A 24,438-nucleotide genomic window follows, 5' to 3' on the forward strand; every position below is an offset into this window, starting at 1 on the left:
ATGAGTCAACTGATTGCATATCTTTTAGTTATTTTAAAATAATCTAGTGGGATAATTTTAAATCATAATTCCTACTTGAAAAAAATTATAAATGCCTTTGATTTGGCTAATACATTTGATACTATGAAAAAGTATATACTATTATTAATTATTTGCGGGTCTTATTTTTATGGATATTCACAAAATATTGGAGGTATAGATGGTTTGGGCCGCAAAATACCGCAGCAAACTGAAGTAGGCAAACCAAAATTGAATAAGACCGTAGCTATTTTTTATTTTTTGTGGCAAGGTGATGCGGCTTCACCGACCTCGGAGGATGTCTACGATTTGTCTAAATTATGGGAAACTTCGCCTTCGACATTCGAAGATTTTAATCATAAAGGCTGGGGTGGTGGAGCTGGTAGAGAGGGAAAGTATTATTTCTGGGGAGAGCCAGTCTGGGGATATTATGCAGGTACGGATTATTGGGTCCATTTAAAAAACATGCAATTGCTCACCGATGCTGGAGTTGACATCTTGGTATTGGATGCGACTAATCATTTGACCTATCCCAAACAGGCAGAAGCACTACTCAAAGCAATTAAAAACGTAAGAGCTCAACGTGGCCACGCGCCTAAAGTAGTATTCTATACCAACACATTATCGGGATCAGCTATGCAAATTATTTATGACAATGTATACAAAGAAGGAGGTTCACTCAGAGATCCCGAGTCTTGGCATTATCTAGATGGAAAACCATTGATTATCGGTCGTTCAAAAGAAGCTGTAGGCAAAGATTACGAATCATTTTTCACCATCCGGGAGTCGCAATGGCCTAATGAGCCTCAGGTCGAAAATGGTTGGCCATGGATTTCTTTCACACGACCAGCAAAAGTTCACTATACTTCTGACGGAAAGGCAGAGATTATCAATGTTTCGGCCTCTCAACATCCTAATTTGGATGCTTCCATGGGTGGGTCAGCTTTTTACGGCGCTACTGGAAATTGGGGTAGAAGCTATCGTAATGGAAGCCCTGGAGATCCTAAAAAGGATATTAAATATGGCTATAACATACAAGAACAATGGGATGATGCCCTACAACATGATCTACCATATGTATTTATTACAGGTTGGAACGAATGGATTGCTGGCAAATGGAAACGCACTTCTGGTAACCTTAATCAGGCACATTTTGTCGATCAGGCTAATGGAGAATACAGCAGAGATATTGAGCCGACTTATACCGATGGGTTAGAGGATCATTATTATATGCAAATGATTAGTAACATCAGAAAGTACAAAGGGATCGATAGTCTACAGGTACTTAGCGCCCCCAAATCCATTAAATTTTTTGATGATTGGAAGTCCGTTCTACCAGAATACAAAGACTATGTGGGAGATATCGTACATAGAGATCACCCTAGTGGTTTGTCAAGACCCAAGACTTCTTATACAAATACGACTGGTCGCAATGATATTAAAAGTATGAAAGTTGCAAGAGATGCTTCAAACATTTACTTCTATGTGGAGACGATGAACCCAATAACAGCTAAAACTCACGATGACTGGATGACACTTTGGATCAACACCGATCTTACAGAAAAGACAGGATGGAATGGCTATCAATATCGAATCAATCACAGCGATTATTTGCAACAATATGTTAATAATGAGTGGATCAATATGGTAAAAGTAAATCGTAAATCTGAAGGTTCAAAAATGGTGATTCAATTTAAGTTAAAAGACATAGGGTTAAAATCTAATGATCTTCATTTTGAATTTAAATGGACAGATAATGCTACAGGAAATGAGATCTTGGATTGGTATAAAAATGGCGATGTCGCACCAAATGGAAGATTAAATTATATTGTTAAATCCAATTGAATTGGTTGATAATATGTTTATTAAGGCTAAGTTTTAGTGCTGTCTAATATCTGCGTATACAATACACAGCTATTTATAGCTTATAATTCAATTATCGTATACTTATTTTACAACTAGATCTTCTAGACTATGAAAATTATAAAACTTTCATCTTGGTTTTTGCTCTTTATCTGGAATCTTCTTTCCATTTCTTTTGCTAGTTCACCAATTCTACCGACTCAGCTTCAAATAGAATATCTAACTAATCCAATCGGCTTGGATGTAAAGAAACCGCGATTCAGCTGGATTCTTGAATCTAAAAGATTAAACTATTATGGAGGCGCTCAAAATGCATATAGAATATTAGTCGCGTCCTCTCCAAAATTACTTAAAGCAGGAAAATCTGATCTTTGGGACTCGCAATGGGTATCTTCTAGTCAAATGAGTCAAATTGAATATAATGGAGCACCTCTTTTTTCAGATAAAACATATTATTGGACTGTTGCGATAAAGGATGAAAAGAATAAGATTTCGGATTGGGGTAAACCTAATTATTGGACCACAGGATTATTAGAGGATAACCTTTGGAACGCTAAATGGATCGGAGGTAATGAAGTGTTTGATCCTAAGCAAGAAGATTGTAATATTTCAGATCCTTGGCTGCGTAAAACTTTTGATTTGAACTTTGTTCCTAAACAAGCAAATATTTATGTGGCTTCGATAGGTTTTCATGAAATCTATGTGAATGGTAAGCGAATTGGTGAAGAGGTGATGGCACCTGCAGTTTCCGATCATACCAAACGAGCGCGCTATGTTGTCTATGATATTGCTCCATATTTGATGCAAGGAAAGAATGTCATTGCGCTTTGGTTGGGAACATCGTGGTCTATATTTCCTGCATATGTTTTGGATAATTCAAGACCACTAACACCTATGGTAGCTGCACAAGTTGATTTTTATCAAGATCCTGCAGACACAAAACCTAGACAGACAGTTATTACTGATGAGTCATGGAAGATTAAGGATTCACCAAACAAATTATTAGGTATATGGTATTTTCATCGTATGGGGGGAGAAATATGGGACGATCGGCAATCGATTGAAAATTGGAATTTACTGTCTTATGATGATAAGGAGTGGAATGATGCGACAGTTTACAATCAAGACTTGAAAATATCAGCTCAAAATACCAAAGGAAACAAAATATATGAAGCCATAAAACCTATTGCAATCGAAGAACGCGCTGATGGAAGTTTTCGCGTAGATATGGGGGTAAATTTCGCGGGTTGGACAGAGGTTAAATTGTGCGGAAATGAAGGCGATCGTATTGATTTTTATTATTCTGAACGTGAACAAGAGGATATGACTTTTGGATTGCGGAGTGCTTTTATCTTAGGTAAATCAGGTAGGGGTGTTTTTAAAAACAGATTCAACTACAGTTCAGGGCGTTGGATTACGATCAAAGGGTTGAAGTATAAACCTTCTTTAGAGGATATTCAAGGATGGCTTATCCATTCTGATTATGATGAGGTTGCTTCATTTGTGAGTTCTGATTCGCTTCAGAATTGGATATACGATCGTATTAAGTGGACATTTAGAAATTTATCTTTAGGGGGATTTATCGTGGATTGTCCGCAGCGGGAACGTATGGGATATGGTGGAGATGCTCATGCTACAAGCGAAACAGGGATGCTCAATTTCGATTTAGGATCATTCTATACTAAATGGATGCAAGACTGGAGAGATGTACAAGGTACAGAGCCTATGGTGGGCAATATGCATGATCCGAATTATGCACGTAAAGAAGTTACATCTGGACGTATTTTTAACAACGGAATTTTGCCACATACCGCACCTACATATTGGGGAGGAGGAGGTCCTGCTTGGGGTGGAATAGTCGTTACATTACCTTGGTTTATGTATCAACAATATGGAGACACAAGAGTTCTTGCCGACAACTATGCCCTAATAAAAGGTTGGTTGTCATTTTTAAATTCTCATGTCGAAAATGATTTAATGAAGCGTTTTGGTGGGCAATGGGATTTCCTAGGGGATTGGCTTTGGCCTAATGCTACCGCTGAAGGCATGAATAATGATAAGGATGAAACCTTGTGTCTAAATAATACGTATCGTGTATTCAATTTAAGAACTGCTGCAAAAATAGCTCGAGTAATAGGAGATGTTGCTCAGGCAGAATTATGGGAAGAAAAAGCAGACAGATCAAGTGAAGCTATAAACAAAAGATTTTATAATAAGCAATTAAACATTTATTCAGACGGTTCTATGGCAAATTTGGCTTCTGCTTTATTGGCAGAAGTTGTTCCTCTCGCTGATCGTGGTAAGATAATGCAAAGTCTTGAAAAGGAAATCTTGACAAATAGAAAAGGTCATATTCATGCTGGCATTACTGGTGGAGCTTTGTTATTTAAATTGTTAAGAGATACCAGAAGAAATGATTTAATATACAGTATGACATCAAAATCAACCTATCCAAGTTGGGGGTATATGAAAGAAAATGGTGCAACAACAATTTGGGAAATGTGGGAAAAGGATTTACCAGGTCTCTCCTTACTTCATAGCTCATACTTGTATCCAGGCGCATGGTACATTGATGGCGTTTTAGGAATAAAAAGAGATTTACCTGGTTTTAAGCAATTTATTATCGAACCTCCAACTCGTTTGGAGACTGACTTGAAATGGGCTGAAGGAATTTATAATTCACCAGTTGGGCAAATTGAGTCAAAATGGCATAGAGCAGGAGAACAATTTATGCTTACTATTAATGTACCTATTAATAGTATTTGTTTATTAAAGTTAGATGTACAAGACGCACAGATTGTAAAAGAGAAAAAGGACATAGTAACAAAAGTGGGTATGGAAGGTAAAAAGGTCATATTTAAACTTATTCCGGGTAGATATGAATTCTTGTAATCTACAATGAAAGGATAGTGCAGGATAGTAAGCCTAATATTATTTTTTAAATTAGGCTTGTAATTAATTATAATATGCAATCCAATTTAATTTTTAGTATCCTATTGCTATCTATCTTTAGTGTTTGTCAGGCACAGACAAAAAAATTAAGTGACCAATACACTGAATTAAGTGCGCTTACTAGTGCTTATGTCTATCCTACTCGCGTTGTTTGGAAAGAGGGCAATATTACCAATGAAAAGTATTTGCTTCAAAAGGGTAATGGACAAGCTAATCTTTACAATCCCCATTCTGTTGTTTTGAAAAATGAAGGCAATACATCAAGTAGTATTCTTTTAGATTTTGGAAAACAAATGAATGCTTCTATTGAAGTGGTTACTGGTATGTGGGGCGGAAATAATCTACCCAAGAATGTAAGAGTTCGGTTTGGGGAATCCGTAAGTGAAGCGATGTCTGAAATTGGGGAAAAAGGAGCAACGAACGACCATGCGGTAAGAGATTTTTCACTACCATTACCTTGGTTAGGGAAAAATCGTTCAGGAGAGTCTGGATTTCGATTTGTAAGAATTGATTTTTTGGAGCCCAATTCAGAATTACATCTTCGTGAATTACGTGCTGTCGCAACATTCAGAGACGTACCTTATGTAGGTACATTTAAAAGTAGTAATGAAAGATTAAATAGCATATGGAATGTTGGCGCATATACAGTACATGTTAATATGCAGGATTATTTGTGGGATGGAATTAAGAGGGATCGATTAGTTTGGGTAGGAGATCTTCACCCAGAAGTGGCAACCGTTAATACCGTGTTTGGATATAATGAGGTTGTACCCAAAAGTTTAGACTTGGCACGCGATGCAACACCTTTACCAGGTTGGATGTCAGGACATAGTAGCTATTCGATGTGGTGGATTATATTGCACTACGATTGGTACATGCATCATGGAAACAAAGAATATTTAAGAGAACAAATTCCTTATCTCAAAGATTTGGTAAAGCAGATTATTTCTAAAGTCGATAAAGGTACCGAAAAAATGGATGGTGCCCGATTTTTAGATTGGCCTTCTAGTGATGATAAAATTGCTGTACACGCTGGTCTTCAAGCAATGACTATTATGTCACTAGAAAAAGCAAGTTTTATCCTTAATCTTTTTGGTGAAAGTCAAGCTAAAGAGCTAAGTGATAAGACTATTGCTGAAATGAAAAAAGTGACACCTCCGCATAACAGTTCCAAGCAAGCTGCCGCCCTAATGTCTCTTGTGGGATTAATGGATGCGGATAAAGCTTACAAAGATGTTTTAGCTGTTGGTGGTGCACAAAAATTCTCTACTTTCTACGGATATTATATGTTGGAGGCGATGGCTAAAGCTGGCAAGTACCAAGAAGCAATGAATATAATTTCTGAATATTGGGGAGCGATGTTGGATTTGGGAGCCACGACTTTTTGGGAAGATTTTAATATGGATTGGATTCCCAATGCTTCACGTATAGATGAACTAGTTCCTGAAGGTAAAGTGGATATACATGGAGACTATGGGGCATACTGTTATGTAGGTCATAGACACAGTCTTTGTCACGGATGGGCATCAGGACCGACAGCGTGGTTATCGGAACATGTTCTTGGAGTAAAAGTAGTAGAGCCAGGGGGCAGGACATACAAAATCACACCTAATTTAGGAGATTTAGAATGGGTAGAAGGAACATTTCCGACCACTTATGGTCCTATTTACATCCAACATAAACGTCAAGGCAACAAAATTATTTCTGATATCAAAGCACCAAAAGAAGTTAAGATAATACGATAGTATATTAAATAACTTCTTGTCAGATATTGCAGCTATCATAAATCTATGAAAAACTTTTATATCCCATTAATCGTAATATTGATATTCAATATCAACGCAAATATTCTAATAGCGCAGATTGTACCTACTTATTTAAGAACAGAGTACAAAGTTAATCCATTTGTTGATGAAGAGAGACCTCGCTTGAGTTGGGAACTCGAAGGAGATGGATTTAATAAATCCCAATCGGCTTATGAAATATTAGTTTCAAGTAGTGAAGCATTGCTTAATGCTGGTAAAGGTGATTTGTGGAATTCATCTAAAATTGCATCTAATGAAACTAATCAAATAGAATACAAAGGCAAGCCCCTTACATCAGGTCAACAAGTATGGTGGAAAGTTAGAGCCTGGGACGAAAAGGGGGTGGTTGGCAAATGGAGTGAAATAGCACATTGGGAAATGGGATTATTATCTCCAAAAGTGTGGCAGGGAAAGTGGATAGGATATGATACTAATCCATTAGCAAAGCTTGGAGGGAATTATCATTTGCCCCCATCACCTTATTTGCGCAAAACAAAAAATATAGCTAATAAAATTGCTAAAGCAAGATTATATATCGCTTCTTTAGGGCTGCATGAGTTTTACATAAATGGTAATAAAATAGGCAACGACTACTTCTCTTCAGGTTGGACAGACTATCAAAAAAGAGTTTATTACAATGTATATGATGTTACTACAAATATCGCAGAAGGAGAAAATGTATTTGGGGCGATATTGGCACCGGGCTGGTATGCAGGCTATCTTGGTTATGCTCTTCTCGTTGGTTCCAAGCAAGTCAATCAATTTTATGGAGATTATCCCGTTATGAAAGCTCAAATAGAACTCACATATTTGGATGGTTCCAAAGAAATTATTGTTACTGATGATTCATGGAAGGCAAAGACGGGAGCAATCCTTGAAGCAGATTTTTTGCAAGGTGAAATGCATGACGCAAACAAAGAATTGCAAGGATGGCAAACAAAGTCGTATAAAGCTCATGATTGGAACAATGTTCAAGTTCTAAATAATTTGACTATAGGAAAACTAGAACTTTATCCAAGTAATCCGGTTAGAGTCGTAAAGAAACTTTTTCCAAAATCTATTAGAGAACAAGAGAGTAAAAAATTTATAGTTGATTTCGGTCAAAATTTCGCTGGTAATATAAAGATTAAGGTTAAAGGGAATAAAGGAGATACACTAACATTTAGGTACGGAGAAATGTGTCATCCTGATGGACGATTGATGACAGAAAATATGCGTATGGCGCGTTCTACCGATTATTATATATTACGAGGTGATCCAAATGGAGAGATTTGGACGCCTAAGTTTACTTTTCATGGATTTCAGTATGTAGAAGTAACAGGATTACAAGAAAAGCCAGATAAGGATTTTATACAAGGGTTAGTATTAAGCTCAGATTTGCAAGAAGTAGGCCATATAGAGACTGATAGCGATATGCTTAATCAATTGTATAGTAATATTATATGGACTCAACGTGCTAATTATTTAGATATTCCCACAGATTGTCCGCAACGAGATGAGCGATTGGGATGGACAGGTGACGCACAGATTTATATGCGATCAGCGTTGTACAATGCCGATATTGCTCCTTTTCATAAAAAATGGATTCAAGACTTACATGATTCGCAGTGGCCAAATGGAGCTTACCCAGTATATGCTCCTATGCCTGTCAATAAGGATGGGAAAGCCGCGATTAGAGAGTCAGATACTTTCTCTCCTGGATGGTCAGAAGCGGGAATTATTTGTACGTATGAGATTTTTAAAGCTTATAATGACTTGCGTTTGGTTCAAGAGTCAATGCACTATATGATAAAGTTTATGACTTTTTTGGAAAGCCGTGCAACCAATGGCATTTTTACCGAAGGAAGTTTTGAAGATATCTCTCCAAAGGGAGGTTTCGCGGATTGGTTGTCAGTGGGTAAGAAAACCAGTCCAGATTTATTAGCTTCAATATATTATTTCTATTGTGCAAAGTTAATGTCAGAGATGAGCGAAGCCATAGGAAATCATAAATTGAAAGAAAAATACACAAATTCTGCGCAAAAAATTAGAGCAGCATTTAAACAGCATTATATTAATACAGATAGTCGTCTTATAACAAATGAAAAAAGGTATGGTAGTGGTTCTGGCTATGTGGACGGACATCTAGGATTTACTGGTCACACGCAAACAGGCTATGCAAATGCAATTTATTCGGAGATACTAGAAGAGAGTGACCTTTTGGTTGCTGGAAAGTATCTTCAATCACTGGTTGTGGAGAATAATAATCGATTGTCTACAGGATTTTTAGGTTTCAAACCACTTCTACCTGCTTTATCGAAGACTAACAATTCCGATAAGGCATATGAACTTATTCTTAGTACTGAATATCCTTCTTTAGGCTATGAGGTCATTAACGGTGCAACGACAATTTGGGAACGATGGGATAGTTATATTAAAGGAGAAGGTTTTCGTCATAATGCAGCGATGAATTCATTTAGTCATTATGCTTTTGGTGCTGTGAATGAATGGATGTTTGAAAATATGTTGGGAATTAAAAATATGGGTACGGGTTATAAGAAAATTGCTATTAAACCTGAGGTTCCTTCAAAAGGAATAAATAGTGCGGAAGGCTATTATCGTGCAATCGTTGGGACTATTTCTTCTTCATGGACTAAAAATGCAAATACTATCACACAAAAAATCAAAATCCCTGTCAATGTAATAGCAAATTGTTATATTAAACAGGGAGTGAAGAATCTAATGATTAACGGGAGGCCTATTAATGAATCAAATTTTGAGCTAAAGAAAACAGAAGATAAGGGGTATTTATGCATTGAATTAGGCTCAGGTACTTATAGTATTCAGTACATTGATCAAGGGGTAAAAAGCGAATAAAATACTTATCTTAGTTCTAATATTAATCAATTTGTATAATCTACTATGATGAAAGTAATTTCAGAATTTTTGAATTCTATTGAAATTAGTGATTTTTCTGCAACTCCAAAGTATCAACAATTGGTAGATTCTATTATAGAAGCAATTCAAAATAAGCAATTTCGCATTGGTGATTTGCTTCCTTCTATTAATGAGGTAAGCATGTGTTTGGAAGTTTCTAGAGACACAGTTGAAAAGGCTTATAAGCACCTTAAAAATTCTGGAATCATATCTTCTACACCTGGAAAGGGATATTTTGTTGCGAAAAATGATGTAGTCAAAAAACTCAAGATTGCTATATTCTTGAATAAACTCAGTGCGCATAAAAAGATTGTATACGATGCATTTGTTAAAGAATTAGGAGAAGAAGCTTCAATTGATTTATTTGTATATCATAGTGATATTTCTTTGCTAAGAAGATTATTCCAAAATTTAAATAAGCCATATGATCGTTATGTAATTTTTCCGCATTTCAAAGAAGGGAGAGATCAAGCGCCAGAGCTTCTTTCACTATTTCCTCAGGATAAGCTCATACTTTTGGGTAAGCATATCGATGGCATAAAGGATGACGTGGATTGTATTTACGAAAATTATGAAAATGATATATATGACTCATTAGAAAAAATAGTTTCGTATCTCTCCAAATACGACATGATTAAATTGATATTTCCAAATCATAGTGATTACCCAAAAGCGATCATCAAAGGTTTTTATAAGCTTTGTAGTCAATATGCTTTAGAGCACATTCTTGTAGGTGACTTGTCAAAAGAACGAATTAAAAGTGGGGAGTGTTATATTAGTTTGACTGAGAATGATTTAGTGTTGTTACTAGAAAAAACTATAGACAAAAAATATGAAATTGGCAAAGATATAGGCGTAATATCTTACAATGAAACTGCCTTAAAGAAATTTATCCTGAATGGTATTGCGACAATTTCAACAGATTTTGAGTTGATGGGTCGATATGCAGCACAGATAATTAAAAATAATGAGAAAAAGCAGATTGAAGTACCATTTTATGTCAATGTTAGACCTTCAATATTTCGTTAGTAGGATTATACTAGTGCATAAAATAAATAGGCTGACAATATTTTACTGTCAGCCTATTTATTTTTTATGATAAAAACTTTAAGATTCTCTTTTCATTTGCTCGTCTAGCAATTGACGTTTGAGTTTCTGTTCTGTTTCTAATGCTTTCTTTTTATGAGCTTGAAATTCGTTTTGGGCTTCTTCAGCGGTTTTTTGATGTTCGACAGCGTCAATTTTAGCTTTTCTGAAAGAAGCCAATACAATAATAAACCCTAATCCTAATACCCCAATTATGGACCACACTAATGTATGATAGGTAGGTTTAGCAAAATCCATCCCTAAAAAAGAAATACTATCGGTTTTTTGTTGCTCCACTTGTAAATTCTCACTCAACATTTGTACTGAATCTTTTAAAGATTGTAATTGCTGCACAGATGAAGATGAGTTCGATTTTAATGATGCAATCTCTTTCGTATACTTAGTAATGGAGTCCGCAACATTTTTTTGTATGATCTCAATATTTGATTTTCGTATCAACTTAAAATCGGTGTCTTGGCTTCTTGACTGACTCAATAGGACTTGAAACTGTGTCTGTAACGGCAAATTTGATTGTAATTTTTGTTGCAAGGTTAGCTGTTGCGCATATGAATCAAAGGAAAGGAAGCCAATTATAAGTGATAGCAATAATTTGTACATAGTAATTGTCGGTAATATCTAACAGTCTTGTCTAATGTAAAGTTGTTAAATTATTTGCTCATATACAATAAAATACCCTTTTAAATGTTGATATATGTGCGAATTTGTAGAATTTGACTTAAATATTGTATTTATATATAATATCAACCTTATTAAATAGAAAATTTAGTTAAAAGTTTGTGCAAGCTCTTAACGACATCAGCATTATAAGTCTTTTACTACTTAATTTTCAATGGATATTGTTTCATAATACCACTAATCATTTTTGGTAGACCATTTATTGCTTTCTCTGGACTATCTACTTCTGTAGTTCCACGTGCCTGCCATACGACCGTTTTATTATTTCGGTCTACAGCTTCAATGATGATGTGACCATAGCGTACTCTCTCTTTTCCGACAGGATAAGTAGGGGAATAAAATCCATAATATCCCCAAGGACGATACCAACCCCAAGGACCTCCCCAGCCCCAACCATTGTTGAAGGTTGAATAGACCATTCTACTTTTGTTATTAACGATAGCTACATATCTAAACAATAAATCTGGATTATCTTTAGTATACGTCAATCCACGACGCTCTATTTCTTGATTTGCTGTAGTCATAATATTGTGCTTCGCAATATCATTGCTGAAATATTCCTTAGATAATGAATCTACAGGAGGTAGCCATCCATAAGTTTTATATTGTCCAAAATCTAAACTTTGAACCCGTGTAGTATGATAACGATTTGACGAACAGGAAGCTAATGCCAAAATTGCAAAAGCTGACAACAGTATACTTAAATTTTTCATAACAAAGTCCACTTATTTCCTATTTGACAATATGGTTTTACAAAGGTTTAATTAATTCTTCAATTATCTCCACTCTTCTGGTATATCACATACCGGAATAGGTTGAATTTTGTGTTGAGCAGCCTTGTGCATACGATCAAATATTTTGAAAACTTCTAAATCTCTGCCCGCATAGTCGTTTTCGGATTTGGAGCCATATTCTTTTTGTATTTTTTCAAGCTCTGGATAGGTCGCGCCGATTTGCTGTTCATCTGTGCGTTCAGCATCCCATAGACCATCAGTAGGAATAGCATTTTTGATACTCTCTGGCAAATCGAGTGCTCGCGCTAAGGCATAGACTTCTGTTTTATAAAGATCAGCAATAGGAGAGAGGTCAACACCGCCATCACCATATTTGGTATAGAAGCCTATCCCAAAATCTTCTACTTTATTACCTGTTCCACATACTAGTAAAGAATTGATTTGTCCATAGTAATATAATGTCAACATACGCAATCGCGATCGGGTATTTGCCAAGGCCAAATCTCTATTAGGAATATTATCTTGGTTGGCATTATAGATGTTAGTTAACTCGTCGAAAGCAGAGGTCAAATCAACAGTAAGTCCTGTAACATTAGAAAATTTGGATTTTAAATACTCAATATGTTCTGAAGCTCGATCTACTTGATCTATTTTTTGACGAATTGGCATCTGGAGGACGAGAACTTCTAATCCAGTCATCGCACAAAGTGTCGATACTACACCTGAATCAACACCACCAGATACACCTACTACAAACCCTTTGACTCTTGCTTGCTGCGCGTAATCTTTAAGCCAATTTACTATTCTTTCAATTATTTTTTCTGTCTGCATATTAGGAATCTTTTCAAATAAAAACGAGGTTAATACGAATTTAAATATAGAATTCGTATTAACCTCGTTTTATTTAATTTTTATTGATTCTTTTTAAAAGAACAAGCCTACGTTTAGAGCTAAATATGATGTTTTTGGTTTACCTTCTTTAATAGCTCTTGTGAAACCATTGTTGAATGTCAATCCAGTCATTAATCCAAGATTATCACTTAATTTCCATTCTTTACCGCCACCAATTTGAAGACCAAGACGGAATAAATCATCCCCGTCGATAGATTGTTTTTTGTCAGCACCTACTAATTTCTCTTTCCCTGAAACTTTAAATCCAGTTGTGAAACCGAATTGACCATAGAATCTACCAGTTTCATTTTCCACAGATTTCAATTTAATTGTCAAAGGAATCTCGACATATTGCAAACGGATTTTTTCTCTATCTGTAGCACCCGCTGGAAAATCTACTTTTGAAGCAATTGAATTGATCAATAAACCTGTTGAGAAATAATAATTGTCAGCAAAACCTAAATCTGCCACTAAACCATAGGAAAATCCTGCTTTTGCGCTAGCCTTGTAATCATCGTCATAGCGCAGCCAACCTATATTAGGATTAATAGAAAGTCCTAGGCGGAAGTTTTTTTCCTCAGAAGTGTTTTGTGAGCGCGTGTAGTAATCTTGTGCATTTACTTGCGTGCTAAATAATAATGCTACCAAGGTTACTAAAGTCGCAAATGTAGTTTTCGTAAAATTTATCATAGTATTAATTTTAGTTTTAAATTTATGGTCTTAACTTCGCTTTACTGATGAAAATTAAACCACTACAAAAGTATTTCTTTTTTTTAATAGTTGCTATATCGTCTTGTGGTGAAACTACTACAATAAATAGACCCGATGTGTCACATATTGCAGTTGACGTTAACATAGAGCGTTTTGATAAGGAGCTTGCTGCCATTAAAGTAGACGATATACCGCAAAAAAATATCATTTGGCAACAAAAATATGGTTCATTTTATTCGAACTACACACAGGATATGTTACAAATTGGTTCTCCAGCTGATAGTATGCGTATGTATGAGTATTTGTCACAGATAATAAAGCAACCGGATTTTATAGATTTGAACAAAGCAGTGGCAAAAGTTTATCCGTCGATGGATAGTTATGAAAATGACTTGACTAAAGTTTTTAAGTATGTGAAATACTATTTTCCAGAATATTCGATTCCCAGATTCATAAGCTATGTAAGTGGATTTGCCTATCAGACTCCTATAGGGGAAGATTATATTGGCATAGGGTTAGATATGTTTTTGGGTGAGGATTCTGAATTTTATCCAGCCTTGGTGCAGTCTATTCCATTGTACCTATCTAGAAAGTTTACTCCAGATAATATTGTTCCACGTGTATTGGAGGCCGTACTTCGTGAAGATTTGTATCCTATTCCTGATAATGCACATAATACGCTTCAACATATGATTTATAATGGGAAAGTAATGTATGCTATGGATCTAATGCTGGAGAAAGTACCTGACGAACGAAAGATCGGTTATACTAAAGAGCAATGGGATTGGGCAAATAAATATCAAGCTGATATTTGGTCGTGGTTTTTGCAGGAAAATCTGTTATATAGTACAGATATGTTGCGAGTTCAGAAATATTTTACGGAAGCGCCTTTTACGCCTGAACTGGGCGAAAAAAATGAATCTGCACCAAAGCTTGGGACTTACATAGGTTGGATGATTGTGCGGAAATATATGGACAAGAATCCTACGCTTTCCTTGCAAGATTTATTTGCAATTGATGATGCGCAAAAGATATTAGAAGATGCTAAATATAAGGGAAAATAAAAACGGACAATCTATTTAGCTTGTCCGTTTTATTATTTTATATCTAAAACTTCTATTTCGAAGAAAAGTGGCGAATTAGCTGGTATTTTTCCGTTGTTGCTATTTCCATAAGCATAATAAGAAGGTGTAACAATCCTAATTATACTTCCTTTTTGTAAACCTTTGGAAGTTAGCCCTCCAAAAGAGGATGATCCAATGCTTTGGGGAACAAATGCAATCTGCCAAGCTGAAATTAACCCATTTAATTTACTTGTAAAACCTGTTGTTGATTGATTCGAATCAAAAACGGTATTATCCGAAATTAATTTACCAGTATATTTTACAGTAATTGTAGGTATTCGTAATGCTTTTACTTGTTGTCCATAATAATTCAAGGTATCAACAACTTTATATTCATAGCTTCCTGCAGTTCCAGGATTTACAATTTCATACCAAATACCTGTCGTATCGCTAGAATAAACCATGTTAGGATAATTCGTATTTGCGTATGATTTTATAAGTGGTTTTTCAGTTTCGAATTGTGCAATAGGGTCAAATATTTCTTGTTCCTTTGCACAGGATAAGAAAAAGAAAGTGGATATAATAAGGAAGTAAACTGGTCTTAAAAAATTCATGCTTCTAAATTAATAAAAAAGAGATAAAATTTTAACATTTTTATCTCTTTTTTACTGGGTCGTTATTGTATTTCTAATACTTCAAATTCATATACAAGTGGCGAATTTGCTGGGATGTTTTTTGAACTCAACCCTTGTGCACCGTACGCATAAATTGATGGCACAATTACTCTAATCTTACTTCCTTTTTTAATACCATCTTTAGTAAGACCTATGTAATTTATGTCTTGTCCATTGACTTTGTATTTAGCTGGAAATAGAGAAATAACCCATGCTTCAGTAAATAAGCTATTCGCGTTAGAGCCACTTAAAGTATAGTTGGAACCTTCTAAGTCAGAAAATACAGGTGTTTCACTAGTCAGTAAATTTACTTTATATTTTAATTTCCAAGTAGGATAAACAACTCCAGTTTGTGCTGAATTTAATTTGTATTCATAAGAATTGTCAGTTGCAGGATTAATAATTTCATACCATATACCTCGTTTAACAGTTTTGTTTAGGTATTGAAAACGGTATTTTGTGGTATCTTCTATTGCGTTAGTGCCAAAATGCGTATCTACGTATTCTTCGATTTTTGTTTTTTGTGAAGAAAGAAGCGAATCAATTGACTTCTCTTGTTTTGTGAATTCTCCTACATAATCAAAATCATCTGATTTATTACACGAAGTGAAAGATGATGCTATAATTGCTACTGCGGCAAATAGTCCAAATAAGTTTTTCATAAAATATTAAAATTGTTTATAGTTATAACGTCAAGATTTGACATTTTGCTACAAAGAAATTAAAAAATTTTTCTTTTCTGCTATTTATTTTTGAAAGTATTTTCCACGGCTTGTAGAAGCTCGTTCAATTGGGCTGGGTTGAGTAATCCATTATGTCGGAAGAGAGTTTGATACTTTTGATCTAGTAAAACCCATGTTGGATATGTAATATTAGGATTGCCATTCAATACAAAAGCCAACTCATGAGAGCCGGTATTGACTCCTTTGGGTTTGTATATATAGGTTTTTCCAGCAAATGTAATGGGGGCTTTTTGCTCTGCGTTAAACTCTACAAAATAAAATTGTTCTGATTTAGCTCTAAAATTATCGTTTTTACGTATTTGATTTTTTTGAATCGCACAGTATTGACACCAATCTGTAGATAGTAGAACCAAGATAGGTTTGGGTTGTGTTGCCAATAGACTATCTATATCATTTATGTGAGTGGTAGAAATTTGTGCATGGCCAACTCGCCCTGCACAAATTAAAAGTACAATTATAAGAAGCTGATTTACTAACCTCTTTCTCATAATTTTTAAGTTTTAGAATAAATTATACCTTAAACCTAAGAAACCACGAATACCTTGATTTGGGCCGTAAACATAACTCGGATCGAATGGTAATAAGTTTGGATCATCAATTCTTTCGAACGGATCGTGTGCTCTAGAAATGATTTCAATGCCTCCTTTAGTCGGTGTCCAATTCAAGAAGTTTTTCACCCCACCAAAAACTTCTAAGCCATTATTGAATTTTTTAGATAATTGGATATTTTGGATACTCCAAGTTTTCGATTTGTCAGGTCTTGGATCTTCTTCGCCTAAAGTAGGAAGACGCATAGGACCGATCAAATTACCTGTATAATCAATATTAATACCTAATCTTTTTAGATTATAGCCAATCGTCCAAGTACCCATCACTTTCTCGGTAAGCATTTGCCATTCTTTTACGCCATCTTCTTCACTATAAACATCCATTACAGTTGCCCCAATCATTGCTTTTAGTCCACTCGTATGCGCCCAATCCAAGTTTAAAGATATTCCTTTAGATACAGCATGTCCATTTAGATTAGAGTAGATGATTTTATTGACGTCAGTTTCGTAATCCGGGATAATTTTATTGTCAAAGTAGGTGTAGAAAGCACTAGCATCGATTGCAAATACAGCACCACTCGTAGAATAGAATTTTTTGATATAGTTGACATTCCCATTCCATGAAGTTTCAGGTTTTAAATCACCCTCAAAAACTACGTCACGAGCACCAGTCAATGCAGCATGATCCTCGGTGAATACATTTGCTACGCGATAACCATTTCCAATTCCTACACGCAAAACTTGTGTTTTATCCAAAGAATTCCACTTGTAATTGGCCCGAGGAGATACAATACTTCCGTGTATTGAATTATAGTCATAACGCGCCCCTAATAACAGTTTGTGTTGAGGATGTAGCGTTATCTCATCTTGGATAAATACTCCTGGAAGATGCGTATGAGAAGATTTGTCTGTCGCTGGGGTATTATCATTGTAGTAGGTATATCGGTAAGCTAAACCTGTTAATATATCGTGGTTTTGGATCTCTTTGCGCCATGATAATTGTCCAAAAGCGATTTTTTGATCCGCGATGTATTCGGTGTCGCCATAAACACTATTTTGATCGTGACCATTTACACTGAATGTGAATGTTAAGTTTTCAGCAGTAGGTAGATCATATGCACCCATCATTTCCCAACGTTTTGTGTAAATGCTTTCTCCATATACTTCGTTACCACCACGATAATTTCTGCTCCAGTTCATTTCTCCACCCCAACGGTCTTCGTATACATAACGACCAGCTAATGTGAATAATTTATTGTCTTTGCGAGCAAAATTCCATTTATTAAAGATGGAGAACCTGTCTTGCAAAGTTACATCTGTGAAGTTGTCTCCATTTTTATCTATTGGATTGCCATATTTGAAGTAATTAGCTCCTAAAAGTGATTGAGCCGATCCTACATTAAATTTGCCTCCAAGATCCACGTTGTATTCTTGCCATGATGTGCCCATAGTTTCTATATTGAAAAGAGGAGCAGAAGAAGGGCTTTTGGTAATAATATTAATCAAACCACCTACAGCCTCGCTACCATACAATGTAGAAGCTGGACCTTTTACAATCTCAACGCGTTCAATTAATGCTTGAGGAATACCATTCAAACCGTATACTGTTGATAAGCCAGATACAATAGGTAAACCGTCGATCATCACCATAGTATATGGTCCTTCTAGACCGTTGATGTGGATATCTCCTGTATTACATACGCTACAATTTATTTGTGGACGTACGCCATTTATATTTTGAAGTGATTCAAAAATTGTAGGAGCAGGGTTTGCTTGGAAGAATTTGGATGTGAATACTTCAACAGGAATAGGGCTGTCGAGTTTCGAGACTTCTTTTAATGTACCTGACACAACAACCTCCTCAAGGTTGCGGTTGTCATCATCAAGCATAACTTCGATTCCATTTTGATAATCGTTCGAGGTAATATCTTTTTTTATTGTTAAAAAACCCACAGCACGTGCTGTTAATTTTGATTTGCCAGCAGGTATTTGAATGGAGAATTGTCCTTGCTGATTAGTCGAGATTGCGACTTTTGTACCATCTACTGATATAGTCGCATTTTCGATGGGATTGCCATCTGAATTTTTAACTGTTCCTTTTAATACGTTTTGAGCATGTAATGTGAAAGCGAAACTAACTAATACTATAGTCAGCATACAGCTTTTTATAAGTTGTAACATAAGTAAATCTCTTGTTAATGATTAGTTTGTATTGATTTGACGAACCTATATATTAACTCTTCAGAAGTAAACCATAAAAGTTACCTCCAAATAGAACTATAGGAATCCAATAAATTTTTGAATTAATTCATAAATCATTCATCTAAGTATATAAATATCTTAGACGATATGTTGGTCATTAAACAAGAGATGGGGGGCCACGCAAATAAGCATGAAATATGGTAATAGCCTGAAAATGGCTATGGTATACGGTTTCGTTCTGAACCGTAAATTCTTTTGCAAGCGGAAGTTTAAATGAAATGAAGTCACTTTCAATAAACGTGCCTTGATAAAGGACGTCGAGAAAATGAATCTCTGCATCACTTTTGTGATGATGTTTTTGTTTTTTGGTAAAATCATAAGGGTGAATGTGCGTGACAATCTCACCTTTGGAAGTTACCTCTTTGTGCATAAATACTATCCCACTTATCACAATTAACGTCATCCAACACGCTAATAGTGAGGCGATGAGTCTGCGATATGTTGAAATAGTATTTATCACAAATGCTATATGCTTACTTTATTAATCTATTGTTGTCATCAGGAAACACTAGTCTTGGCTTATGCGCTTTTGCTTCTTCTCTATTCATCAAAGCATAAGAAATAATGATTACAATATCTCCTACTTGAACCATTCTTGCAGCAGCACCATTCAAACAAATCGTGCCTGTTCCACGTTTTCCGGGGATGACGTAAGTTTCTAACCTTGCGCCATTGTTATTATTTACGATTTGTACTTTCTCGTTAGCAATTATATCTGCTTCATCCATCAAATCTTCGTCGATGGTAATACTTCCAACATAATTCAATTCGGCTTGTGTGACACGAGCACGGTGAATTTTGGATTTCATTACTTCAATCATCATGGTGCAAAGTTACGCTTTATATTTAAAATCTTAATGTCATTAATCGTTCAAAAGCATATTATCTATCAATCTTACACCTTCAATCCATGCCACGACATGTGCTACATAATCCTTGTTATGTTCGATAGTATCCGCTCTTTCTAAAGTTCTCGTTTCGCTGATAGCAAAATATTCTAAGTCAACTTCACCCTCTTCATCAATCATTTTCTCTGCCAAATGTTGAATTTCTGCAATGGGTATATTTTCTTTAAAAGCAGCTTTAGTGGCTTGGAGAGTCCTGTATAAAACTAAAGCCTTCTTCTTGCCATTTAATGAAAGTCGTACATTTCTAGAACTTAATGCCAAACCTTCATTACTACGAATTATAGGGCAAATGATTAACTCAACATTTAATTGCTTTATTTCAATCATTCGCTGAATAACCATTACTTGCTGGAAATCCTTTTGTCCAAAACAAGCCACATCTGGCTGTACTAGGGTAAATAGTTTATAGACTATTTGCGTGACACCTTGAAAATGTCCCGGACGTTGCGCACCTTCCCAAATTTGATCAAGTCGACCTAGATCTAGATGCCATTGTTCATTTGTATCGGGATACATTTCTTCAACTGAGGGTAAGAAAAGAATATCACACCCATTTTTTGTCAATAATTGAATATCATTTTCAATAGGTTTTGGATACTTTTCTAAGTCCTTAGGATCATTAAATTGTGTGGGATTTACAAAGATGCTACACACTACAATATCTGCATGTTTTTTAGCTGCTGAGATGAGTGAAATATGTCCTTCATGTAATGCGCCCATTGTGGGTACTAAAGCTATTTTGAGGTCTTTAGCACGAGGCTTAGCTAGGTATTCTCTAAGGGTATCTTGGGTGTTAAAAATTTCCATATCTATATGGGTAAAATAGGGGGCAAAAATGCATAATAAATTTGTAATTAGAAAGGTATAAATTCCAAAGAATTGTAAAATTCTTTTATTATTCGTATCTTTGTAGACCGATTTTACTGTTCAAATAATAAAAAAAACAATTGGAGATGGCAAAAACGAAAATATTGTTTGTTACCCACGAGATGTCGCCTTTCCTTGAAATAAGTAAAATTTCTGAAATAACACGCCAGTTACCTCAAGCAATGCAAGAAAAAGGATTTGAAATAAGAATTCTTATGCCACGTTTTGGTAATATTAATGAGCGCAGAAATCGTCTACACGAGGTGATAAGGTTGTCGGGAATGAATATAGTGGTGGATAATAACGATAATCCATTAATCATTAAAGTGGCATCATTGCCAGCTGCACGTATGCAGGTATATTTCTTAGATAATGAGGAGTATTTCCAACGCAAAAAAGTGTTTAGAGATGAGAATGGAAAATTCTTTGAAGATAACAACGAGCGTTCGTTGTTCTTCTGTAAAGGTGCACTAGAGACTGTCAAAAAATTAGGATGGTCACCAGATGTGGTACATTGTCATGGTTGGTTCACAGCGATGATACCGATGTACTTGAAGAAAGTATATCACGATGATCCTACATTCAAGGATGCAAAAGTATTTTATTCTCTTTTCAATGAAGATAATGACTTTGGTGCCGATACATTGTCATCTAAATACGGAGAAATGGCTGCACAAGAGGATGTGAGTGCAGAAGATGCTGCGGTATATGGTACAGGTAGTTATGCGGATGTCTATAAAGGTGCATTGACGTATACGGATATCGTTGTCAAAGCTGATGATAACTTAAGTGCGGACGTGTTGAAATTTGTTGAAGAACAAAATATTCGCGTGTTTACCCCAGAGTCAACTGATGATTATGAAGGTTACTCTGCTTTATATGAAGAGTTTGCTTCGGAAGAAGTTGAAGCATAATAGCATTATATGTGATTCAAACATAAAGAAGGCTTTCCAATTTGGAAAGCCTTCTTTATGTTACATCATAATCACTTTTTCGATGGTTGATACTTTTTTGTAATAGTCGATAACATCATCAGCTGAGTTAACATACGTTTCAACAGTCAATGAGTTATATTTGCCAGTTGAAGATTCTTTTGACGATATCTTGGTGCTAGGGTGTTCAAATATTTTTTCAACATCTGCTTTCTTGTCTTGATCGGCAGGCAAAATAAATTTGAATGTATAAATTGAAGGAAATTGTTCAATATCAATCAATTTCTGTCTAAAATTATTGTAAAAATCAGCACCATTATTATCGCTAATATCTTGGATGTTGATGTTGTTGAAGTCACTCATTGTTAATTCCTTTCTGTTTCTTAATACAGTGTATAAGTCAAAAAATGTGCCGATGCTAATCTGTCATATTTTATGGACGATTTGTCTTGTTTGCACCGAACTTTTTGTTGGGTTTGGCAGACATCTCAAAGACCAATTCTCCACCGTTCAAAATATCCTGATGCGTGATATAGGTATTTTGGTGATTTTTGCCATTTAACCTAACATTGTTAATGTAAATATTCTTATTTCCGTGATTTTTAGCCTTGATATTGAATACTTTTCCGTTAGGAAGTTTGATGCTAGCTTCTTGCATCAATGGCGTACCAAAAACATATTTTCCGTCCATTGGGTTTGATGGATAGATTCCCATTGATGAAAATACGTACCATGCACTCATCTGTCCTACATCATCATTTCCACATAGACCAGCGGGTTCGTTTGTGTAATATTTAGTCATGGCTTCGTGTACTAAAGCAGCTCCTTTCCATTGTTCGCCTGCATAAGCATATAAATATGGAACGTGATGATTTGGTTCATTTCCTTGTGCATATTGGCCAATCATGCCCGAAATATCTGGTGAAGCATCGTCTAAATGTTCTGGTAGTGCGATAAATTCATCTAATTTTGCTAAGAATTTTTTGTCACCACCAAACAGGTTAATTAATCCGTGTACGTCCTGAGGAACTAGCCAGGTGTATTGCCATGCATTTCCTTCGCAATAATCATTTGCTCTATGCTTTGCCATTAAAGGGTCAAAAGGTCTTCTGAAACTACCGTTTTCATGACGTCCTACAAAATGACCAACTTCTTTATCGAAATATTGTTCGTATAGTTTGTATCGTTTTTCAAAATATGCAGCATCTTCGGTTTTGCCCAAGTGTACTGCAGCTTGATAAGCACCAAAGTCAGCAATGGCATATTCTAGTGCCCAAGCTACCGATTCGTGATCCATGTATTCGATTGGGATATATTTTAAATCTCGCACATATTTTAATCCAAAATCAGAACCCAATGCTGTTTTTTTAATGGCTTCATAAGCAAGTTCTATTTCATTTTTATCTACTAAGCCTTTTAATATAGCATCTGCGACAACTGGAATAGCGGGAAGACCAACCATGGTATTTGTCTCATTAGCCCACAAGTGCCAAACAGGTAATTTTCCTTGTTGCTGATATATCTTAAGCATCGCACTGACAAAATCTTTACTTTTCTTTTCTTCTAAAATCGTCATTAGTGGATGCAATGCGCGATAGGTGTCCCAAAGTGAAAATACAGTATAGTTTTGGTGATTTTTATCGTTGTAAACTTGCTTATCAGTCCCCATGTAATCGCCATTTACATCACTGAATATAGTCGGGGCAAAATAGGAATGATATAGAGTTGTATAGAAAATAGTTTTAGTATTGTCGTTGGCTTTAAAATCAATTTTGCTTAATACATTATTCCATTTGTCTTTAGCCTCTTTTTTTGTTTTCTCAAAATCCCAATGAGGTATTTCAGTTGCAATGTTTTCTAAAGCATTAACCGTGCTTACTGGCGATATACCTACTTTTAATTCTACTGTATTAGACGGATCAATGTTGATGATTGCTTTAATTTTTTCTCCTTTTGCTACATGATAACCATCTACACTCGTGCTATCATTGTAAAAATCTACTTTTTTAAACTTGACAGAAGATTTAATAGCAAAGTATACTTTTTGATCATTAGCCCAGCCTTTTGAAAATCTATAGCCTACTAATGTATTGTTATCTGCTAATTTTAAATAAGTGTCTACTGGAGCATCCCAATTCATCTTGAAACTCAAGTCTATTAGAAGGTGCGGGTTGTCTTTTTTTAGGTAAGTGTATTTGTGATAACCAACTCTTTCTGTAGCCGTCAGTTCTGCTACTATATCATAGTCCTCTAATAATACTTTGTAAAAACCAGGTGTTACAGATTCATTTTGTTTACTAATTTTTGAGCCATAGCCTTCATTCATTTTGTTGAATGGCGCTTGATGAATATGATGCTTGCCGTTAGCAGGTAAAATCAAAATGTCATTGAGGTCACCAATTCCAGTTCCTGACAAGTGTGTATGAGTAAATCCTAAGATTTCTTCACTTTTATAATTGTAACCGCTACACCAATCCCAACCATTGAATTTGTCCCACGTTTGAGCGATTTGGCTAGGGCCTAATTGTACAGCGCCATTTGGAACATTCGCACCTACAAATACGTGTCCATGATCTGCTGATCCAATGTAAGGGTTAACAAATTTTGTGTAATCTTGCTGCTGTCCATTTACAATTATTGAAAAAGTGGATATAAATACAGCTACAGCTGTTTTAAATATCTTTCTCATATGGGGTGTTAATTTAGAGTTTACGAAATATTGCGTAAGATAAAACCTTTTAGCAAATATAACATCATTTTATTTCATA

20 protein-coding genes are annotated in these 24,438 nt (G+C 35.4%); 7 read left to right on the forward strand and 13 right to left on the reverse strand.

Annotated elements, in window-relative coordinates:
• Positions 1 to 123 precede the first annotated feature (123 nt).
• The 5 genes from GOQ17_RS00740 to GOQ17_RS00760 all read left to right on the forward strand — a co-directional run bounded on the left by GOQ17_RS00740 (position 124) and on the right by GOQ17_RS00760 (position 10,583).
• Complete coding sequence (locus GOQ17_RS00740) at positions 124 to 1,863, forward strand: hypothetical protein (RefSeq protein ID WP_159633345.1); 1,740 nt, start codon at positions 124 to 126, stop codon at positions 1,861 to 1,863.
• A gap of 129 nt (positions 1,864 to 1,992) precedes the next feature.
• Positions 1,993 to 4,773, forward strand: a complete 2,781-nt coding sequence (locus GOQ17_RS00745) for a family 78 glycoside hydrolase catalytic domain (RefSeq protein WP_159633348.1) — start codon at positions 1,993 to 1,995, stop codon at positions 4,771 to 4,773.
• A gap of 74 nt (positions 4,774 to 4,847) precedes the next feature.
• Positions 4,848 to 6,578: an alpha-L-rhamnosidase-related protein gene (locus tag GOQ17_RS00750; protein ID WP_159633350.1), complete on the forward strand. Its 1,731-nt coding sequence runs from the start codon at positions 4,848 to 4,850 to the stop codon at positions 6,576 to 6,578.
• Positions 6,579 to 6,623: 45 nt separating this feature from the next.
• Positions 6,624 to 9,494, forward strand: coding sequence for an alpha-L-rhamnosidase (locus GOQ17_RS00755; protein WP_159633353.1), 2,871 nt, complete (start codon positions 6,624 to 6,626; stop codon positions 9,492 to 9,494).
• A gap of 45 nt (positions 9,495 to 9,539) precedes the next feature.
• Positions 9,540 to 10,583 carry a GntR family transcriptional regulator gene (locus GOQ17_RS00760; protein WP_236537006.1) on the forward strand — a complete coding sequence of 348 codons (1,044 nt, stop codon included), beginning with the start codon at positions 9,540 to 9,542 and terminating at the stop codon, positions 10,581 to 10,583.
• Positions 10,584 to 10,661: 78 nt separating this feature from the next.
• Here the strand turns inward: GOQ17_RS00760 and GOQ17_RS00765 are convergent, their stop codons facing one another.
• From GOQ17_RS00765 to GOQ17_RS00780, 4 genes are all read right to left on the reverse strand, one after another.
• Positions 10,662 to 11,258, reverse strand: a complete 597-nt coding sequence (locus GOQ17_RS00765) for a hypothetical protein (RefSeq protein ID WP_159633356.1) — start codon at positions 11,256 to 11,258, stop codon at positions 10,662 to 10,664.
• Between the two features lie 218 nt (positions 11,259 to 11,476).
• Complete coding sequence (locus GOQ17_RS00770) at positions 11,477 to 12,049, reverse strand: DUF4136 domain-containing protein (RefSeq protein WP_159633359.1); 573 nt, start codon at positions 12,047 to 12,049, stop codon at positions 11,477 to 11,479.
• 63 nt (positions 12,050 to 12,112) lie between these two features.
• The gene (gene nadE / locus GOQ17_RS00775) at positions 12,113 to 12,901 is read right to left on the reverse strand and encodes an NAD(+) synthase (RefSeq protein ID WP_159633362.1); all 789 of its coding nucleotides are present in this window, start codon (positions 12,899 to 12,901) and stop codon (positions 12,113 to 12,115) included.
• Positions 12,902 to 12,994: 93 nt separating this feature from the next.
• Complete coding sequence (locus GOQ17_RS00780; RefSeq protein WP_159633365.1) at positions 12,995 to 13,651, reverse strand: porin family protein; 657 nt, start codon at positions 13,649 to 13,651, stop codon at positions 12,995 to 12,997.
• A gap of 47 nt (positions 13,652 to 13,698) precedes the next feature.
• On the opposite strand from GOQ17_RS00780, the gene gldB reads away from it, so the two are divergent.
• Positions 13,699 to 14,736, forward strand: coding sequence for a gliding motility lipoprotein GldB (gene gldB / locus GOQ17_RS00785; protein ID WP_159633368.1), 1,038 nt, complete (start codon positions 13,699 to 13,701; stop codon positions 14,734 to 14,736).
• 32 nt (positions 14,737 to 14,768) lie between these two features.
• On the opposite strand, the gene GOQ17_RS00790 is transcribed toward gldB, so the two are convergent.
• The 7 genes from GOQ17_RS00790 to panC all read right to left on the reverse strand — a co-directional run bounded on the left by GOQ17_RS00790 (position 14,769) and on the right by panC (position 20,678).
• Positions 14,769 to 15,350, reverse strand: coding sequence for an FKBP-type peptidyl-prolyl cis-trans isomerase (locus tag GOQ17_RS00790; protein ID WP_159633371.1), 582 nt, complete (start codon positions 15,348 to 15,350; stop codon positions 14,769 to 14,771).
• 62 nt (positions 15,351 to 15,412) lie between these two features.
• The gene (locus GOQ17_RS00795) at positions 15,413 to 16,072 is read right to left on the reverse strand and encodes an FKBP-type peptidyl-prolyl cis-trans isomerase (RefSeq protein ID WP_159633374.1); all 660 of its coding nucleotides are present in this window, start codon (positions 16,070 to 16,072) and stop codon (positions 15,413 to 15,415) included.
• Positions 16,073 to 16,152: 80 nt separating this feature from the next.
• Positions 16,153 to 16,641, reverse strand: coding sequence for a thioredoxin family protein (locus tag GOQ17_RS00800; protein ID WP_159633377.1), 489 nt, complete (start codon positions 16,639 to 16,641; stop codon positions 16,153 to 16,155).
• 12 nt (positions 16,642 to 16,653) lie between these two features.
• Positions 16,654 to 18,858 (reverse strand): TonB-dependent receptor, encoded by a 2,205-nt coding sequence (locus GOQ17_RS00805; protein WP_159633380.1) that lies wholly within the window; start codon positions 18,856 to 18,858, stop codon positions 16,654 to 16,656.
• 202 nt (positions 18,859 to 19,060) lie between these two features.
• Entirely contained in the window at positions 19,061 to 19,423 is a 363-nt protein-coding gene (locus tag GOQ17_RS16285) for a DUF8478 family putative metalloprotein (protein ID WP_508619300.1), read from the reverse strand.
• A gap of 13 nt (positions 19,424 to 19,436) precedes the next feature.
• Positions 19,437 to 19,787 carry an aspartate 1-decarboxylase gene (gene panD, locus GOQ17_RS00815; RefSeq protein WP_159633383.1) on the reverse strand — a complete coding sequence of 117 codons (351 nt, stop codon included), beginning with the start codon at positions 19,785 to 19,787 and terminating at the stop codon, positions 19,437 to 19,439.
• Between the two features lie 39 nt (positions 19,788 to 19,826).
• A complete protein-coding gene (gene panC, locus GOQ17_RS00820; protein ID WP_159633386.1) occupies positions 19,827 to 20,678 on the reverse strand; it encodes a pantoate--beta-alanine ligase in 852 nt (283 codons plus the stop codon).
• A gap of 146 nt (positions 20,679 to 20,824) precedes the next feature.
• Here panC and GOQ17_RS00825 point away from each other — a divergent pair, with 146 nt between their 5' ends.
• Positions 20,825 to 21,652 carry a glycogen/starch synthase gene (locus tag GOQ17_RS00825; RefSeq protein ID WP_159633389.1) on the forward strand — a complete coding sequence of 276 codons (828 nt, stop codon included), beginning with the start codon at positions 20,825 to 20,827 and terminating at the stop codon, positions 21,650 to 21,652.
• Positions 21,653 to 21,712: 60 nt separating this feature from the next.
• Here GOQ17_RS00825 and GOQ17_RS00830 read toward each other — a convergent pair whose 3' ends face one another.
• Positions 21,713 to 22,033: a DUF493 domain-containing protein gene (locus tag GOQ17_RS00830; RefSeq protein ID WP_159633392.1), complete on the reverse strand. Its 321-nt coding sequence runs from the start codon at positions 22,031 to 22,033 to the stop codon at positions 21,713 to 21,715.
• 70 nt (positions 22,034 to 22,103) lie between these two features.
• Positions 22,104 to 24,359, reverse strand: a complete 2,256-nt coding sequence (locus GOQ17_RS00835; RefSeq protein WP_159633395.1) for a GH92 family glycosyl hydrolase — start codon at positions 24,357 to 24,359, stop codon at positions 22,104 to 22,106.
• Positions 24,360 to 24,438: the final 79 nt, after the last annotated feature.

The organism is Sphingobacterium composti (genome assembly GCF_009829075.1).
Classification (GTDB): domain Bacteria; phylum Bacteroidota; class Bacteroidia; order Sphingobacteriales; family Sphingobacteriaceae; genus Sphingobacterium; species Sphingobacterium composti.

Bases quoted from the DNA above. Each gene is read 5' to 3' on its own strand.
- GOQ17_RS00770 (WP_159633359.1), bottom strand. From the start codon at position 12,049: ATGAAAAATTTAAGTATACTGTTGTCAGCTTTTGCAATTTTGGCATTA.
- panD (WP_159633383.1), bottom strand. From the start codon at position 19,787: ATGATGATTGAAGTAATGAAATCCAAAATTCACCGTGCTCGTGTCACA.
- GOQ17_RS00805 (WP_159633380.1), bottom strand. From the start codon at position 18,858: ATGCTGACTATAGTATTAGTTAGTTTCGCTTTCACATTACATGCTCAA.
- GOQ17_RS00795 (WP_159633374.1), bottom strand. From the start codon at position 16,072: ATGAAAAACTTATTTGGACTATTTGCCGCAGTAGCAATTATAGCATCA.
- GOQ17_RS00830 (WP_159633392.1), bottom strand. From the start codon at position 22,033: ATGAGTGACTTCAACAACATCAACATCCAAGATATTAGCGATAATAAT.
- GOQ17_RS00790 (WP_159633371.1), bottom strand. From the start codon at position 15,350: ATGAATTTTTTAAGACCAGTTTACTTCCTTATTATATCCACTTTCTTT.
- GOQ17_RS00750 (WP_159633350.1), top strand. From the start codon at position 4,848: ATGCAATCCAATTTAATTTTTAGTATCCTATTGCTATCTATCTTTAGT.
- GOQ17_RS00755 (WP_159633353.1), top strand. From the start codon at position 6,624: ATGAAAAACTTTTATATCCCATTAATCGTAATATTGATATTCAATATC.
- GOQ17_RS00765 (WP_159633356.1), bottom strand. From the start codon at position 11,258: ATGTACAAATTATTGCTATCACTTATAATTGGCTTCCTTTCCTTTGAT.
- gldB (WP_159633368.1), top strand. From the start codon at position 13,699: ATGAAAATTAAACCACTACAAAAGTATTTCTTTTTTTTAATAGTTGCT.
- GOQ17_RS00740 (WP_159633345.1), top strand. From the start codon at position 124: ATGAAAAAGTATATACTATTATTAATTATTTGCGGGTCTTATTTTTAT.
- GOQ17_RS00800 (WP_159633377.1), bottom strand. From the start codon at position 16,641: ATGAGAAAGAGGTTAGTAAATCAGCTTCTTATAATTGTACTTTTAATT.
- GOQ17_RS00745 (WP_159633348.1), top strand. From the start codon at position 1,993: ATGAAAATTATAAAACTTTCATCTTGGTTTTTGCTCTTTATCTGGAAT.
- nadE (WP_159633362.1), bottom strand. From the start codon at position 12,901: ATGCAGACAGAAAAAATAATTGAAAGAATAGTAAATTGGCTTAAAGAT.
- GOQ17_RS00760 (WP_236537006.1), top strand. From the start codon at position 9,540: ATGATGAAAGTAATTTCAGAATTTTTGAATTCTATTGAAATTAGTGAT.
- GOQ17_RS00835 (WP_159633395.1), bottom strand. From the start codon at position 24,359: ATGAGAAAGATATTTAAAACAGCTGTAGCTGTATTTATATCCACTTTT.
- panC (WP_159633386.1), bottom strand. From the start codon at position 20,678: ATGGAAATTTTTAACACCCAAGATACCCTTAGAGAATACCTAGCTAAG.
- GOQ17_RS00825 (WP_159633389.1), top strand. From the start codon at position 20,825: ATGGCAAAAACGAAAATATTGTTTGTTACCCACGAGATGTCGCCTTTC.
- GOQ17_RS00780 (WP_159633365.1), bottom strand. From the start codon at position 13,651: ATGATAAATTTTACGAAAACTACATTTGCGACTTTAGTAACCTTGGTA.